The sequence below is a fragment of the Paenibacillus sp. HGH0039 genome (assembly GCF_000411255.1).
Taxonomy (GTDB): domain Bacteria; phylum Bacillota; class Bacilli; order Paenibacillales; family NBRC-103111; genus Paenibacillus_F.
Window position 1 is genome coordinate 1,161,817 of sequence record NZ_KE150412.1, and the last position, 16,788, is coordinate 1,178,604.

Here is a 16,788-nt window from a genome sequence, read left to right on the forward strand (position 1 = left end):
GGCACGGCTCGCTCGGGCACGGCTCGCTCGGGCACGGCTCGCTCGGGCACGGCTCGCTCGGGCACAAAAAAGCCGTTCCGTCCGGTATTACCGGCGGAACGGCTTTTTAGCCCGTGGCGGGCCGAGTATTTCGGCCCAGATAACCCCCTGCACCGCTTGACGCGGGTGCAGGTCGACACCGGCGGTGGAGTTCCCGCTGCCGGCAGCCTCTTCACGCACGGCGCGCGCTTCACGCTTGCGCGGCGTCTCCGCCGGCTTTGCGAAGCTGCCGCGGGCATCGCTGGAGGCAAAGCCGCCGCTGCGCCCGCGCCCGGCCGCTGCTGGCTCGGCCGCGGTCCAATCGTCCGCCGCATCTTCGGCGGACCAATCACCGCGCCGGTCGGGCTCCCGGCCGGCGCCGGACGCAGGCCGGGTAGATGCGGCCGGACGGCGCGGAAGGCCCTGGCCGCTGAAATCCGGCATCCGGTTCGGATTGCCGGTCTTTTTGCGCTTGCCAGACAGCATGGACACCAGAAAAATACCGATCATTATGACGAAAAAGAAATTGTTCGCAATCAGTTCGATCAGACGCTCCATCACCACGCCCCCTTTCCCGGGTCAGTCTCGACAAGAGATGCCCCGGTAAACTTCGGTGAAGCAACTAATAAAGGGATGCCGATTCCCTCCGAGACCGGGTGGAACCGGCAAATCTGCCGAGCAGAGCCCGGAGATTTCCACCGCCTTTACTCTTTACCTTCTTTGCCCTCTTCCGACATTTTGCCGATGGAACTGCGCATATGCGTATCGGCATCGATATTTTTATAATTCATGTAGTCCATTACGCCGAGCTTTCCGTTACGCATAGCATCTGCCATTGCCTGAGGCACCTCGGATTCGGCCTCGACGACTTTCGCTCTCATTTCCACGACGCGGGCTTTCATTTCCTGCTCCTGGGCAACGGCCATGGCGCGGCGTTCTTCCGCTTTGGCCTGCGCGATCCGCTTGTCGGCTTCGGCTTGCTCGGTTTGAAGGTGCGCTCCGATGTTCTTGCCTACGTCGACATCCGCGATATCAATAGACAAGATCTCAAAAGCGGTACCTGCATCCAGACCTTTACCGAGTACGGTCCGGGAAATCATATCCGGATTTTCGAGAACGTCCTTATGCGAGCCGCTGGAACCTACTGTCGTAACGATCCCCTCGCCGACACGGGCGATAATCGTTTCTTCGCCGGCACCCCCGACGAGACGGTCGATATTCGCCCGAACCGTTACCCGGGCGATAACTTTCACTTCGATCCCGTCTTTGGCTACCGCGGAAACGGTCGGTGTCTCGATGACACGCGGGTTTACGCTCATTTGAACGGCCTGGAGCACGTCACGGCCGGCCAGATCAATGGCAGCCGCCCGCTCGAACGGCAGTTGGATATCTGCGCGGTGTGCCGCGATCAGGGCATTGACAACGCGGTCAACATTACCGCCCGCCAAATAGTGGCTTTCCAACTGGTTAATGTTCAGTCCCAGTCCGGCTTTAATCGCTTTAATGAGCGGATTCACGATCCGGCTCGGAATAACGCGCCGCAGCCTCATCGCCACCAGCGTCAAAATACTGATACGTACGCCCGATGCCAGAGCGGAAATCCAGAGCATAACCGGAACGAACGTGAAAAATACCATCAACAAAATCAGAACCACTGCGGCAATCAACAGATAAAAATAAGATTCCATGTGTCAAAAAACCTCCCTTTACGTAATTAAATGGCGCTCTGCCGGCTGTACCTTATTTTTCTGCGCCGGCTTCTTCTTCATGCACCACAACTCTGCTGCCTTCCACGAGAACGACCTTGACCAGGCGTCCGGCAGGGATAAATCCGCCTTCCGTTACCACATCCACCCGGTCTTCCCCGAATTGGGCGGTACCAGACGGACGAAGCGGCGTAAGCGAAGTTCCCGTCTGCCCCATAAGATGCAGCTTGAACGAGCTGGACACAAAACCTTTTTCGGTAGTCAGCTCCTCCTTGAGGATAAAACGGTTCCATACTCCCCTCGCAGGAAACTTCTTGACCGCGATAAAGAGAAGAACAGCTGCCGCAACGAAAGCGATGACGAGCAAAAGCGCCGCCGTCTGAGGGTTGTCAGCCGCCAGAATCACTCCGCTGAACAAGGAAATACTACCGGCTATACCGAGTATGCCGAAGCTCGGAATGATCAGTTCCAGCAGCAGAAGCAGCACGCCCAAAACGAACAGACCGATATCTCCGGACCCCGCTCCCCCGGCAAGATAATTGCCGAGGAAATACAGTCCGAAGCCGATAACCCCGACCGACCCGAGAAGACCGAACGTCCAGAAAAGCAGCTCGAGTCCGATTCCGACAATCCCGATCAGAAGCAGGATCGCGGCAACGGCCGGATGTGTCAGGAAATCGCCAAGCGCACTCGTAAAGCCCTGCTGTGCCGCAGTTCCGGCCGATGCCGCAGCCAAACCGGGCAGGCAGCCGATTGATCCGAGGACCGCGGCACAGCCCAGAAATGTTCTCCGTAAGCTGATCATGGCTTCTCCTCCTAACCCTGTAACTGTCTTATAGTCTTTTCTACGTAACGAGATAAAAAACGTTTCACCAAATGTTCATAAGTTGGCGGCAGGCTCCACGGACAAGCCGGAGCAGCCCTTAAGCTTGTTTACGCAGCGGCCTCCGTTTTATGTATTCTCCGGCTATGAAAAAAGGCCGGAAGCATCACTGCTTCCGACCCCGTCGGTTTATTACAGGTTTTGTTGCACCAGTTGGTTAACTAATTTCCCGTCAGCCCGACCTTTAACTTTAGGCATGAGGGCCGACATCACTTTTCCCATATCCGCTTTGGAGGAAGCGCCAACTTCTTGGATGGTCTGCTTTACAATTGCGCTTACTTCTTCCTCTGTTAACTGCTGCGGCAGGTACTTCATTAGAATGTCGATCTCAGCGTGCAGGCTGTCGGCCAAATCGTCCCGGCCGGCGTTTTTAAATTCTTGGAGGGAATCTTTGCGTTGTTTGACTTCGCGATTCAGAACATCAAGCACTTCATTGTCATCTAAGGTTCGTCGCTGATCTATCTCGATATTCTTGATAGATGCTTTTACCATACGGATTACGGAGAGTGTAAACTTGTCTTGACTCTTCATCGCTTGCTTCATATCATCGTTCAAACGTTCGCTTAAGCTCATGAACTTGGGTTGCCTCCTAGAACTTTCTCTTACGAGCAGCCTCAGATTTCTTTTTGCGCTTAACGCTCGGCTTCTCGTAGTGCTTGCGCTTTTTAATCTCCGCCAATACGCCATCCTTAGCAATGGAACGCTTAAAGCGGCGAAGTGCAGCATCTATGGTTTCATTCTTGCGAACTCGAGTTTCTGACACCAGTTTTCCCTCCCTCCGAACAGACCGTCCAATCAAAGCGGTTCATCAAACTTCATTATAGGGGAAAACGTTTCTAGGTGTCAACCTAAAAGCTTTACTCCTATGACAATAAATTCTATGAATTATCTTTGAGCTACTAGAGGACCCAAATTCGTGCCGCCGAGCAGGTGGTAATGGATGTGGAAAACCACTTGTCCGCTGTCGGGTCCGCAGTTGTTGATGAGCCGGTAGCCGCTCTCTTCGATACCGAAATCCCGGGCGATTTGCTGCGCGGCCTTGTGAACCGAACCGATCAGCGCCCAGTCTTCTTCTCCGGCGTCTTTCATCGAGGCGATATGCTTCTTCGGAATGATCAGGATATGAACCGGAGCGGCCGGCTGGATATCGTGAAAAGCCAGCACCTGCTCGTCTTCGTATACCTGCTTGGAAGGAATTTGTCCGTCTCTGATTTTGCAGAATAAGCAATCCACTGTTTCGTCTCCTCCTTTATCGAATCGTACATGCTCATGTGCATAAATTTGTATGTATATTTTTATCATACTGAATAACGGGTCAAAAAGAAAATAAAAAGTGAGCGGCGTTCCGGAAAAAGGTAAAACCGCCGGAAGACGAATGTCTCTCCCAGGCGGTTATGGATTTTTGTATCAATAGTACGGAAGCAGCGAAAGGACCGTCAGAGCCACCAGAGGAAAGATCCCCCGGTAAAAGCGGCGCCGCGGATAATAAGGGTACCCGCCGTACGGAAAATATCCGTAGTAAGGGTAGCCGTAATACGGGTATCCCCAGCCGAACGCCCGCGTCTCGCTTTCGCCGCCCGCTCTCCCGCCGACGGGAATGGCCAGATATACATAATCATCGTCGACGTTCTCGATAATTCCGTCATGCACCGTACCGTCGTTCAGTTGGATGAGAACGTATCTGTATTTATGCTGCTGACACAAGGACTTCGCTTCGTGCTTTTGCATCAACAAACACCCCCTGCCTTCAACATATGCACGGCTGGGCGAAAGGCCACTGATTCGCGCATTTCGTTGAACGGGAGGTGAATCTGCGGAACCGGGTCCGCACTCGCACCCGGATCGCGGTTCCGCCGCTTTTTATGGCTTGGGGGGCTTGCGCCTCATCTCCTTGTGGATCTTCTTCCACTTATCCTTCTCCGCAGTCTGAAGGGATTTGCTCTCCTTGCGGGCCAGGAAGGCAAGCTCCTTCTGCAGCTTGACGTAGCTGTCATAGCGCGCCTGGTCCAGCGTCCCGTCTTCTATGGCGCCTCTCACGGCGCAGCCCGGTTCGCTGTTGTGGCGGCAGTCCGGGAAGCGGCAGGAGGCCGCCAGCGTCTCGACATCGTCGAACGACTGGCTGAGCCCGCTGTCCGCCTCCCACAGCTGAAGCTCGCGCATGCCGGGCGTATCGATCAGCACGCCCCCGCCGGGGAGCAGGAGAAGCTCGCGGTGGGTCGTCGTATGGCGGCCCCGGGCGTCGTCCTCCCGGATCGCGCCGGTGTCCATCGCCTCGCGGCCCAGCAGCGCGTTGATGAGCGTGGACTTCCCCGCTCCGGAGGACCCGGCGACTGCGGCCGTCCGGCCGACGCCCAGGTAGGCGGCGCGAAGGCCCTCTACCCCTTCGCCGAGGACCGAGCTGACGGCATGGACGGGCACGCCCGGCGCTATGGCCTCCGTCTCGGCGACCCGGAGGGCCACTTCCTCGGGAGAGGCGCACAGGTCCGCCTTGCTGAGGATGATGACGGGAGAGGCGCCGCTCTCCCATGCCATGACGAGGTAGCGCTCCAGCCGGCGGAGATTATAATCCGCATTGAGGGCGTTAACGAGGAAGATGACATCGACGTTCGCGGCGACAATCTGCTCTTCGGTCACGTTGCCCGCCACTTTGCGGACGAACATGCTTTTTCTCGGCAGGACGCCGTGAATGGTGGCGCGCCCCTCTTCCTCGCGCACGCTTAAAGCCACCCAGTCGCCGACCGCGGGGTAATCTCCCCGGCTGCGCGCCTGGTAGCGCATACTACCCGACACCTCGGCGAGCACTTCGCCGGAGCCGGTTTTGACCCTGTACATTCTCTTATGTTCAAGCGCGACGCGGCCTGCCGTGAGACCTTCCGCCGACATATCCGTCAAAGCTTGCCGGAGCTCTTCGTTCCAGCCTAGTTCAGTTAAATTCAATCCGTGAACACACCTTTCATCCTATCTGCTTCCCAGTCTAGCAGGAAAAGGCCCGAATTAACCGGGAAACAATCATTCATAGCTATTTTTTACCTCTCAGCCGCAAACGCAAAAAAAGACCCGACGGAATTCCATCGGGTCTATTGGTTGAATGTGTCGGTGTATTCTGTCCCGGGGAGTGCCCCGAGGGATGCACGAACAAGCGGGAACCGGTGCAACTTGCTTGCCGCTCGCATAAGGCTGACCACCGTTATGTAACGCCTCGCCGCGTGCCGTGAACCGTCGAGGCCGCAAAAATGCTTGTCAAACGCCGCCAGCCGAAGCGATCTCCCGTTAGACTGAACGCCAAACGTTCATGACAGGTCGTGCGGCATTCCGTTTACAGGACCTTCTCCTCTTCCGGCATACGCGGGAGCTCGACCGTTACGGTCGTTCCCTGCCCGAGCTCGCTCGTGACCTGAAGCGTTCCTCCGTGCAGTTGGGCGATTTCCTGGCAAATGGACAGACCCAGACCGCTGCCCGGCTGCCGGTTGTCGGCCTTGTAAAACTTCTCCGTCACATACTTCACCGCTTCCGGTGAAATCCCTTCGCCCTCATCTTCCACGATCAGGTGCACGAGACTGCCTTCCACGCGGGTCATGATGCGGATTACCCCGTTTTCCTGCGTGAATTTCATCGCATTGTCAAGCAAGTTGATCAACACCTGCTTAAGCCGGTTCTGATCCCCGAAAACGTAGAGGCTGTTCTCCGCAAGGGAAATTTGCAGCTCCATTCTGCGCCTCTGGCAGTTCCCCGCAAACTGCTGGTAAATGTCTTTCACGAGGCGGTTGACGTCCACCGGTTCACGGTGCATTTTCATATTGCCGGACTGAAGCTTGGAGAAATCGAGGAGGTCTTCGACCAGCCCGATCAGACGGTCCGTTTCTTTGGAAATGACGGAAAGACCCGTAAGCGTTTCTTCCTTCTCGTTCAGGTCACCCGAAACCAGCGTCTCGCTCCAGCCTTTAATCGACGTTAAGGGCGTCCGCAGCTCGTGGGAGATCGAGGAGATAAACTCGTTCTTCAGGCGGTCGTTGCGGAGAATTTCGTCCGCCATGTAATTGAGCGTATCCGCCAGATGCCCGACCTCGTCGTCATGCCGTTTGACGGCCTTGTTGTGGAAATCCCCCTGGGCCATGCTCTGGGCGACATCCGTGACCTCGCGGATAGGTCTCACGATCCGGTTGGCGAGAAGCAGACTGACCGCCAGCGATACGAGAATGACGGCCACGCCGATGCCGATGATGATCCAGGCTGTCCTCATGACCATCCGGTCTACCTGCTCGATCGAAGTCGTATAGCGCAGGACGCCGACGACGCGGTCCCCGTTCTTGAGGGGATAGGAAAGCGCCATGATCCTCTCTTTGGTGTCGGTATTCAACCCGATCCACTTGCCGGGCTCTCCGAGCAGAGCGGACTGGACGTCCGACGTATCGATTTTGCGTTTGGAGGTAAACCCGTACGAATCCCGGATCAGATTCCCTTCCAGGTCCACCACCTCGACCCGGCTGATTTCGTCCTTCGCAAGCTCTTTTAAAATGTTGCGGGCCCTCTCCTGGAGAGGAGAAAGCGAATTGTAGCGGTTGTTGTAGTCGACTGTGAATTTGGCGCGTTCACTTAAGGCCTGAAGGGCGCTTCCGTAATAATATTGATAGATGGTTCCCAGAAACAAGCCTCCGAGAAGCAGCACAATAAATACGATAATCAGCAGAAAATTCCAGACGACTTTACTCCTTATGCTGCTCAAGGGCGGATTCCTTCTTCCAGAGGTACCCATAACCCCAAACGGTTTCGATATGTGCAGGGTGCGACGGATCTACCTCGATTTTTTGGCGGATACGGCGGATGTTGACGTCCACGATTTTTAAATCGCCGACAAAATGCTTACCCCATACGGCATCCAGAATTTCATCCCGGGAAATCCCCTGGTCGGGCTGTTCCATGAACAGCTTCAGAATGGCAAACTCGGTCGGCGTGATATCGATTTCGGTCCGTCCCTTAAACAGCTTCCGTTCCTTCAATTGCAGCGTAAAGATGCCGGAGCTCAGGCTCTGTTTGGCCGATTCCTGCTCGGGAATTTCCAGCCTCCGGTACAGGGCCTTAATTCTCGCGATGAGCTCCACCGGGCTGAACGGCTTCGTCACGTAATCGTCCGCTCCGATCTCCAGACCTTCGGCTTTGTCCGTATCCTGCGATTTCGCCGTCAGCATGATGATGCCCATCTTCGGGTACATTTTCCGCAGCTGCGCGCACACATCGAATCCCGATAATTGAGTCGGGAGCATAACGTCCAGAATGGCGATGTGAAAAGGGCCTTCATCCTTTACAAGCTGGAGGGCTTCCTCGCCCGTCGCCGCCTCCGTAACATCAATATCGTTGCGTTTAAGATTAATCCGGATAAATCCGCGGATCGATTCTTCATCTTCCAAAATCAGTACTCTCATTCCGGTCTCCCTCCCCTTCTCTAATAATAGACCGGCTTCAGCCGCTCCTGTATATCTTTCAATCCGAGTTTCATCTGGTTATATTCCTGCAAGGATTTGACGGACAGGTTCGTCGGCTTCTCCGGCAAAAACGCTACGGTTTTGCGTCCGTACGACGTATCAAGCTCCACGAAGTCGATTTCCTTCTTCTGCAGCTCGTTCTTCATGTTCTCCCACTGCTCCGTGGGGTAATACCGGATGGTCAGCAGCTCCGCTTTTTCCTTGCGGTTCGCGCTTAAATAATAAAAAGTCGTGTACCCGTCGGCACGATCGCTTTTGGACCGTTCCAGCGTAATTTTGCCTCTCCACGATTCGGGAAAATCAAACCGGTACGTGACATTGTTGTCATAGTAATTTTCGTGCACCCATTTGAGCCCGTTCGCGCCGTCCCACTGATACCACTGGTGGATCCAGGGCATATCGGTCGGATTGCTGTTTTCGATAAAAGGAGGGATCTTGAGCAGCTCGATCTCCATAATACCGTCTCCGTTGACGTCTTGGGATCTTCCTTTGTATTCCTTGAAGGTTTGAACGTTCCCCTGTTCGTCCTTGGCACTGAAAACGTCTTTAAGTTTGCCGTTGTTCCAAACCAAGAGAGAAGTATACGATGTATTGGCGCCAAGCCCCGTATCCACGAAAATCCCGTTCTGCGAGTCGGTCGCTTTGCCGATCACGACCTGGTAGTAACCGTTGACGCCGCCGTCCATAGGCAGCTTCTGCATCAGCTTCTTCTCCCCGTTCTTGAACGAGTATAAAGAAGCGGAAGCGTCCAGCTTGTCGCGGTCGAGAAGCAGGGCGGCCACCTCAGGCACTCCGTCGCCGGTCAGATCGCCGATCGCGATCTCGGTGTACGGAATTTTCTCCATCTGGCTCACCACCGAGCCTTTCATGGAATAAACGAACAATTCTTTATTGAGATTGACAGCTTCTCCGGCACTCCAGCCTACGAGCATTTCCGGAGCCCCGTCTCCCGTAACGTCCACGAAGTCGACGCGGTCGATTTCTCTGCCCAGCTCATGGATATCGGTGACCTTCCGCCATTCTTCGTCCACTTGTTCGAGAATGAGGGCCCCGAGTTCGAACTCGTTCTTCTGCAGCCTGTAAAAGGCGACGGCTTCCTTCTGGTTGTCCCCGTTAAGGTCCACCTGGTAAATCGGGCCGGCCGCCGAGTTGTCGGGCAGCTTGAGCGGCGTGTTGAGCACCGCGCCCGGAGGCAGATAGTGGGTCACCGCCTCTTTGAGCTGATACAGGCTCGAGCTCATGGCCGGAGCCTTCAGCAAAGCGGCGGGAGAAGAAGATATGAGCTGGCAGCCGCTGAGCAGCAGCATGGAGAGTCCGGCCGTCAGCAGGCCCGCTGCGGGTCGCGGTATCCATTTGATTCTTCTCTTCATGACATTCCCCTTTTCTAGTGCTGGTTCCATTATAGCAAAGCTGCCCCGGAAGCAGGACCTGAAAATTCTGCATGGACGCGAACGAAAAAACCGCCCGATGCCGGCAAATACGGCATGGACGGCTCGCTTCCGCCGGTTTGGCGGCCTTCCGCAAAACCGGTCCCGGGGCATTTCATTATTTCGCAGCCAGCAATTCCGGCACGGTAACAAACTGGTAGCCCTGAGCCTGCAGATACTCGCAAATTCTGCGAGTGGCCTCTACGGTATTGCTGAGGTCCCCGCCTTTGCCTCCGAAGCTGTGCTGCAGAATAATGCTGCCGGGATGGATATGCTGTTTCACATTGTTCATAATCTGATCCGGCGTATTACCGGCCCAGTCTTTCGTGTCGATCGACCAGCCGATGATAAGCTGCCCCTGCTGGGCCGCTACCGCTTTGACGTTATCGTTGACGGCGCCGTACGGGGCACGGAACAGATAGGTTCCCTTGCCGAGCGCTTTCTTCAGCGCCTCGTCCGTGCTCGTCATCTGTTCGCGGGCCTGTTCGGGCGTCAGCTTAGGCAGCTGCGCGTGACTCCAGGTATGGTTGCCGACCGCGTGACCCTCGTCCACGATCCGCTTCACCATATCGGGATATTTATCGACCTGGCGACCGACCAGGAAGAACGTCGCTTTCGCGTTGTACTTGCTCAGCACTTCCAGAACCTGCGGCGTCCAGTGCAGGTCCGGACCGTCGTCGAACGTAAGCGCAACGAGTTTATTTTTGGTCGAAACCGAATAAATCGGCGTGGCCAAGTTTGCCGCCCCGCCGCCCTGCGGAGCTTGCGTTGACTTCGGCGTCGGCGCAGGATCGGGCGTGGCCGTCGGATCCGGCGTAGGATCCGGCTTCCGAGTCGGCTCCGGCGTCGGCGTAGGATCGGGATGCGCGCTCTTATCCGGCTTCTTCTCCGGTTCATTCGCGGTCGGGACCGGAGACGGGCTTGGCGTAGCCGCCGTTTCTCCCTGGGTGGAGCCCGAAGCCGCTTCCTTGGTCAACAATGCATGGCTGACATTGTATGCAATAAACAACCCCAGCGCTATCATAAGGACATAGCGCAGTCTGAACACTTTTCTTTTTTTCATGATTCCTTCCATCTCCCATTTGTTTCTTCGGCTGATTTCTATGAACCTACCAGCCTGTCTATGACTTCCAGCACATAGGAACGACTGACGCGGCAAGGCGTCTTCTCCTGTATTCCCCGAGTCCGTTCCCTTCAACGTGTTTCCTTATCCTAAGTGTACTCCAACTTTCGACACAAGTAGTTACGAAACCATTACATTTGAACAATTAAGCCGTTACGATCCCGTTACACTTGTAAAAAATTGTACAAGCATGACGAAAAAAGCTTCCGGCGCGGGGGCCGAAAGCTTAAATATAGAGGATGTTTTATTTCCTGTAAAGACCAATTTTTAGAGAGACTGGCAGGTCGACCGCGAAACGTTTTGATTACGCGCACGCTCGATAAACTCGTACGCTCTCGCTACTTCTTCTTCCGTCGGTGTGCGGGCGTCTTTGAGCGGATATTCCCGGTGAAGAAGATCCCATTTATAGGTTCCCAGCTTGTGATAAGGAAGAAGCTCGAATTTTTCCACGGTCGTCAGACTGGCCAGAAAAGAACCAAGCCGCTCCAGCTCGTCTTCCGTATCCGTCATTCCGGGAACGAGCACCCGCCGGATCCACATCGGCCTGCCGTGATCGGAAAGCCAACGCGCCGTACGCAGGATCTTGTCGTTGGGCTGGCTCGTCAGCGCGATATGCTTGTCGCGGTCCATCATTTTCAGATCAAGCAGAACGAGGTCCGTTTCTTCGAAAAGCTCGCGGACATGCTCGTGGCCCACTTCGCAAAAGCCCGAAGAGTCCAGCGCCGTGTTCACGCCGAAGCGTTCCTTGCACGCTTTGAAAAGCTCCGCGACAAACGCCGCCTGCAGCGTCGGCTCTCCTCCCGTTACGGTGATTCCCCCGCCCGACTTCCGGTAGTACGGAAGATAAGGCTCCATTTCGGCGAGGATTTCATCGACGGTCACCGTCCGTCCTCCGCAGGTGTCCCACGTATCGGGGTTGTGACAGTAGCCGCACTGCAGGGCGCATCCCTGCATGAAGAGAACAAACCGGATACCGGGGCCGTCTACCGTGCCGAACGTTTCGATGGAATGGATTCTGCCTTTCATGACTAACACGTCCTTTGCTTCGGCGTGCCCCGGTCCCTTTTACATGGCGCCGTGGAACGTCCGGTTAATAACGTCGAGCTGCTGCTCGCGGGTGAGTTTGATAAAGTTGACCGCATAGCCCGAAACCCGGATGGTGAGCTGCGGATACTGCTCGGGATGCTCCATCGCGTCCAGAAGCTGCTGCCGGTCGAATACGTTCACGTTGAGATGGTGCGCTCCGCTTTCGAAGTATCCGTCCAGCATATGGACGAGATTGTCCTTGCGCGTCTGCGGCTCTTTGCCGAGCGCTTTGGGCACAATCGAGAACGTGTTCGAGATGCCGTCCAGGCTGTGCTCGTAAGGCAGTTTGGCGACGGAGCCGAGCGAGGCCAGCGCGCCTTTGCGGTCGCGTCCGTGCATCGGGTTCGCGCCCGGCGCGAACGGTTCGCCCGCTTTGCGCCCGTCCGGCGTGGAGCCGGTTTTTTTGCCGTAAACGACGTTGGACGTAATGGTCAGGACCGACTGGGTCGGAACCGCATCCCGGTAAGGTTTGTGCTTGCGAATCATGCCCATGAACGCTTCGACGAGAGAAACGGCGATGGAATCGACGCGGTCGTCGTTGTTGCCGTACATCGGGTAATCACCTTCAATTTCGAAATCGACGGCGATTCCTTTCTCGTTGCGGACCGGGCGCACTTTGGCGTATTTGATCGCGCTCAGCGAGTCGGCGACTACGGACAATCCCGCGATTCCGCAGGCCATGGTACGGACGATTTCCCGGTCATGAAGGGCCATTTCAATCCGCTCGTAACAGTATTTGTCGTGCATGTAGTGAATCACGTTCAGCGTGTTCATATACAGCTTCGCCAGCCATTCCATGACACCCTTGAATTTATGCATGACCTCGTCGTAATCGAGCACATCGGCGGTAATCGGCACGCTTTCGGGTCCGATCTGGACCCCGAGCTTTTCGTCCACGCCGCCGTTAATGGCATACAGGAGAGCTTTGGCCAGATTGGCCCGCGCTCCGAAGAACTGCATCTGCTTGCCGATCCTCATGGCGGATACGCAGCAGGCGATGCCGTAATCGTCGCCGTAGAAAGGACGCATCAGGTCGTCGTTCTCGTACTGGATGGAGCTCGTTTCGATCGAGACTTTGGCGCAGTATTTCTTGAACCCCTCCGGCAGCTGCTCGGACCAGAGCACCGTCAGGTTAGGCTCGGGAGCGGGACCCAGGTTATACAGCGTATGAAGAAACCGCATGGAGTTTTTCGTCACGCGGGTCCGGCCCGACAAGGACATGCCCCCGATGGACTCGGTCACCCAGGTGGGGTCGCCGCTGAACAGCTCGTTATAATCCGGCGTACGCAAGAATTTGACAATCCGCAGCTTCATGACGAAATGGTCCACCAGCTCCTGCGCCTGCGTTTCGGTCAAGGTTCCTTCGCGGAGGTCTCTTTCGATATAAATATCGAGGAAAGAGGACACCCGTCCCAGACTCATCGCCGCGCCGTTCTGTTCCTTGATCGCCGCCAGATAGGCGAAATACAGCCACTGGAACGCTTCGCGGGCATCGGAGGCCGGCCCCGTGATGTCAAAACCGTGGTCGGCGGCCATCTTCTTCAGCTCGGCGAGCGCCCGGATCTGCTCGGACAGCTCCTCGCGGGCACGGATGACGTCCTCCGTGATCGCATCCACTTCAAGAAGCAGAAGATCCTTCTTCTTATCGGCCACGAGGGCGTCGATGCCGTACAGCGCTACCCGGCGGTAATCGCCGATGATCCGTCCGCGCCCGTAAGCGTCCGGCAAGCCCGTGATGATGCCGGCTTTTCTGGCGGCCCGCATGTCGCTGGTGTAGGCGTCGAACACGCCTTGGTTATGCGTCTTGCGGATGTCCGTGAACAGCCGGACCATGTCCTGCGGCAGCTTGAAGCCGTAAGCTTCGCAGGCGTCCTCCATCATCCGGATGCCGCCGAACGGCTGCACGGAGCGTTTGAACGGCTCATCCGTCTGGAGCCCGACTACGCGCTCCTTGTCTTTGTCGAGATAGCCCGGTGCGTGGGAAACGATCGTGGACACGGTGTTCACATCCACATCGAGCACGCCTCCCTGCTCTCTTTCACGGCGGGTCAGGTCCTTGACGACTTCCCAAAGCGCCTTCGTATCTTCCGTCGGAGGGGCAAGAAAAGCCTCGTCTCCCTCATAAGGCGTCAGGTTAAGCTCGATAAAGTCACGGACGTCGATCCCGTGCTGCCACTTTCCTTTGCGGAACCCGCGGTATACTCCCTCTTCAGCAGACTTCATGCGCATCTCGCGCTCTTCGATAGCCATTTTTGTTCCCTCCTTGGAATGAACGGACGGGCCGCGGAGCGGCCGCCCGGCAAAGCTGATTTCGTTTCAGCGCAAACTTCACTGCATTCCGCCGTCATGATCACTGTCTTTGGGTCCGTTTCACCGCAACGGCTGCTGCGGCGCCGCTCCCGCTTATTCAGGCAGCAGATAAGTCCTGGTCCGCTTGCTCAAATTCTGCCGTAGAAGGCGTCCCGGTACACTTCGGCCAGCTCGCTGACGAGCGGCATTTTCGGATTCGCGGTCGTGCACTGGTCTTCGAACGCTTTGTCCGCCAGGTACTCCACACGGCTTTCGAAATCATCGGCATCGAATCCGAGTTCTTTGAACGAAGCGGGAATGCCCAGCTTCTGATTCAGTTCGCGGATGGCGTCGATGAGACTCTTGACGCCTTCCTCCGTGGTGGCGGCCGGAAGCCCGAGGAACCGGGCGATTTCGGCGTAGCGCTCGTCGGCGCAGTAGTGCGAGTATTTCGGGAACGACGCGTATTTCGACGGCTTCGCCGCGTTATACTGGATGACGTACGGCATCAGGATCGCGTTGGTCCGTCCGTGCGCCGTTCCGTACTGCCCGCCCCACTTGTGCGCCAGGCTGTGGTTGATGCCCAGGAAGGCGTTCGCAAAGGCCATGCCGGCGATCGTGGACGCATTGTGCATTTTCTCCCTGGCCAGCTTGTCGGCCGTCGCATGGGACTGCTCCAGGTTGCGGAACACGAGCTTGATGGCCTGCAGGCAGAGCCCGTCCGTATAGTCGTTTGCCATGACGGAGACGTAAGCTTCGATCGCGTGTGTGAGCACATCCATGCCGGTGTCGGCCACGGCTGTTTTCGGGAGCGAGTAAACGAATTCGGGATCGACGATGGCCACATCCGGCGTAAGCTCGTAATCGGCGAGCGGATATTTCGTGTGGCCGTTCTGTTTATCCGTGATGACCGCGAACGAAGTCACTTCCGAACCGGTACCCGAAGTCGTCGGGATGGCAACGAACTTCGCCTTCTTGCCGAGCTTCGGATACTTGAACGTCCGCTTGCGGATGTCCATGAACTTCTGTTTCAGCGAATGGAACGTGACGTCGGGGTACTCGTAGAACAGCCACATCGCTTTCGCCGCATCCATCGGCGATCCTCCGCCGAGCGCCACAATGCAGTCCGGCTGGAAGGCGTTCATCATGGCCGTCCCGCGTTCAACGGTGTCGACTGAAGGGTCCGGCTCTACATCGCTGAAAACTTCGATGGCTACCGGCATCCGGCGCTGGCGCAAGTAATGTTCCACGCGTTCCACGTATCCGAGCTTCACCATCATCGGGTCGGTCACGATCAATACACGCGTGATGTCCGGCATTTTCGCCAGGTACTGGGTGGCGTTTCTCTCGAAATAAATTTTCTCGGGCACTTTAAACCACTGCATATTCACCGTCCGGTGTGCGACTTTTTTGACGTTGATCAGGTTGACCGCCGTCACGTTCGAAGAAGTTGAATTGCGGCCGTACGAGCCGCAGCCTAGCGTCAGCGAAGGGATATTGGCGTTGTAGATATCCCCGATCGCCCCGTGAGTCGAAGGCGCATTAACGATAATGCGGCAGGTCGGCAGCTCCTTGGCGAAAGCGGCGATCACTCCGTCGTCGTTCGAATGGATGACCGAGGTGTGGCCGAGTCCGCCGAATGCCGCAATCTCCGCTGCCCGGGCGATGCCCGCTTGAGCCGTGGCGGCCGTGTAGCAGGCCAACACCGGGCTCAGCTTCTCGGCGGACAGCGGGTAGGCCGGACCGACGCCGTCCAGCTCGGCGATCAGGATTTTCGTCCCGGCGGGAACCTCGAACCCCGCCATTTCGGCGATGCGTACCGCGGGCTGGCCCACAATCGCCGCGTTCACGGCGCATCCGGCGTTCATGCCGAACTGGGACAGCTTCTTCGTTTCCTTGGCGCTCAAGAAATGGCAGCCCTGCGCCTTCAGCATCGCCTTGGCCTCCGCCGCGATCGCTTCGTCCAGGATAACGGCCTGCTCGGATGCGCAGATCATGCCGTTGTCAAACGTCTTCGAGAGAATCAGATCCGTGACGGCCTGACGCAGGTCCGCGGTTCTCTCGATGAAGCACGGCACGTTGCCCGGGCCAACGCCGAGAGCGGGTTTGCCTGCGCTGTAAGCGGATTTGACCATGCCGGAGCCGCCGGTAGCCAGAATCAGGGCCACTCCCTCGTGGTGCATAAGCTCGTGCGTCGCTTCCATGGAAGGCTTCTCCACCCACTGGATGCAATCTTTCGGCGCCCCGTGGCTTACCGCCGCTTCGTACAGAACGCGGGCCGCTTCGGAGCTGCATTTCTGCGCGGACGGATGGAAGGCGAAAATAATCGGATTCCGCGTCTTCATTGCGATCAGCGCTTTAAACATCGTTGTCGAGGTCGGATTCGTCACCGGGGTGACGCCGGCAATAATTCCGACCGGTTCGGCGATGGACGTAAGGCCGGTCGTCGGATCGTCGTCGATTACGCCGACCGTTTTGTCGTACTTCACGGAGTTATGAATATACTCAGTTGCGAACAAGTTCTTGATGATCTTGTCTTCATATACGCCCCGCCCCGTTTCTTCCACCGCAAGCTTGGCGAGAACCATATGCCGGTCAACGCCGGCCAGCGCCATTTCCTGTACGATGCGGTCGACCTGGGATTGGTCCAAGCCTTCAAAAGCGGCCTGCGCTTTCTTCGCGTTCTGCACCAGCCGGTCTACCTGTTCTTTGGCCGCCGCAGCTGCGGGTTTTACGGTCTCATTTTCCTGTACAGCCATCTCTCCGCCTCCTCTGT

At 56.7% G+C, this 16,788-nt stretch carries 15 protein-coding genes; all 15 read right to left on the reverse strand.

From position 1 onward, the window contains the following. Positions 1-87 precede the first annotated feature (87 nt). Positions 88-576: a hypothetical protein gene (locus tag HMPREF1207_RS05035; RefSeq protein WP_016423480.1), complete on the reverse strand. Its 489-nt coding sequence runs from the start codon at positions 574-576 to the stop codon at positions 88-90. A gap of 146 nt (positions 577-722) precedes the next feature. Further along, on the reverse strand, positions 723-1,706 hold the full coding sequence (gene floA / locus HMPREF1207_RS05040) for a flotillin-like protein FloA (protein ID WP_009675041.1): 984 nt from the start codon (positions 1,704-1,706) through the stop codon (positions 723-725). A 52-nt stretch (positions 1,707-1,758) separates the two neighbouring features. Beyond that, a complete protein-coding gene (locus tag HMPREF1207_RS05045) occupies positions 1,759-2,529 on the reverse strand; it encodes an NfeD family protein (RefSeq protein ID WP_009675037.1) in 771 nt (256 codons plus the stop codon). Between the two features lie 210 nt (positions 2,530-2,739). Continuing rightward, complete coding sequence (locus HMPREF1207_RS05050; RefSeq protein WP_009675051.1) at positions 2,740-3,180, reverse strand: GatB/YqeY domain-containing protein; 441 nt, start codon at positions 3,178-3,180, stop codon at positions 2,740-2,742. A gap of 16 nt (positions 3,181-3,196) precedes the next feature. Further along, positions 3,197-3,370: a 30S ribosomal protein S21 gene (rpsU, locus tag HMPREF1207_RS05055; RefSeq protein ID WP_024094532.1), complete on the reverse strand. Its 174-nt coding sequence runs from the start codon at positions 3,368-3,370 to the stop codon at positions 3,197-3,199. A gap of 122 nt (positions 3,371-3,492) precedes the next feature. After that, positions 3,493-3,840 carry a histidine triad nucleotide-binding protein gene (locus tag HMPREF1207_RS05060; protein WP_009675046.1) on the reverse strand — a complete coding sequence of 116 codons (348 nt, stop codon included), beginning with the start codon at positions 3,838-3,840 and terminating at the stop codon, positions 3,493-3,495. A gap of 174 nt (positions 3,841-4,014) precedes the next feature. Further along, positions 4,015-4,335: a hypothetical protein gene (locus tag HMPREF1207_RS05065; RefSeq protein ID WP_009675049.1), complete on the reverse strand. Its 321-nt coding sequence runs from the start codon at positions 4,333-4,335 to the stop codon at positions 4,015-4,017. Between the two features lie 132 nt (positions 4,336-4,467). After that, entirely contained in the window at positions 4,468-5,544 is a 1,077-nt protein-coding gene (gene rsgA / locus HMPREF1207_RS05070; protein ID WP_009675038.1) for a ribosome small subunit-dependent GTPase A, read from the reverse strand. A gap of 379 nt (positions 5,545-5,923) precedes the next feature. After that, the gene (locus HMPREF1207_RS05075; RefSeq protein ID WP_009675048.1) at positions 5,924-7,330 is read right to left on the reverse strand and encodes a HAMP domain-containing sensor histidine kinase; all 1,407 of its coding nucleotides are present in this window, start codon (positions 7,328-7,330) and stop codon (positions 5,924-5,926) included. After that, positions 7,311-8,027 carry a response regulator transcription factor gene (locus HMPREF1207_RS05080; RefSeq protein WP_009675036.1) on the reverse strand — a complete coding sequence of 239 codons (717 nt, stop codon included), beginning with the start codon at positions 8,025-8,027 and terminating at the stop codon, positions 7,311-7,313. The genes HMPREF1207_RS05075 and HMPREF1207_RS05080 overlap by 20 nt, the downstream gene beginning before the upstream one ends. A gap of 20 nt (positions 8,028-8,047) precedes the next feature. Then, positions 8,048-9,457, reverse strand: a complete 1,410-nt coding sequence (locus HMPREF1207_RS05085) for a hypothetical protein (protein ID WP_009675039.1) — start codon at positions 9,455-9,457, stop codon at positions 8,048-8,050. Between the two features lie 175 nt (positions 9,458-9,632). Further along, positions 9,633-10,577, reverse strand: a complete 945-nt coding sequence (locus HMPREF1207_RS29115; RefSeq protein ID WP_016423481.1) for a polysaccharide deacetylase family protein — start codon at positions 10,575-10,577, stop codon at positions 9,633-9,635. Between the two features lie 327 nt (positions 10,578-10,904). Continuing rightward, positions 10,905-11,663: a pyruvate formate-lyase-activating protein gene (pflA, locus tag HMPREF1207_RS05095; RefSeq protein ID WP_009675044.1), complete on the reverse strand. Its 759-nt coding sequence runs from the start codon at positions 11,661-11,663 to the stop codon at positions 10,905-10,907. Between the two features lie 39 nt (positions 11,664-11,702). Continuing rightward, complete coding sequence (gene pflB / locus HMPREF1207_RS05100; RefSeq protein WP_009675040.1) at positions 11,703-13,973, reverse strand: formate C-acetyltransferase; 2,271 nt, start codon at positions 13,971-13,973, stop codon at positions 11,703-11,705. A 188-nt stretch (positions 13,974-14,161) separates the two neighbouring features. Beyond that, the gene (gene adhE, locus HMPREF1207_RS05105; RefSeq protein ID WP_009675043.1) at positions 14,162-16,771 is read right to left on the reverse strand and encodes a bifunctional acetaldehyde-CoA/alcohol dehydrogenase; all 2,610 of its coding nucleotides are present in this window, start codon (positions 16,769-16,771) and stop codon (positions 14,162-14,164) included. Positions 16,772-16,788 lie beyond the last annotated feature (17 nt).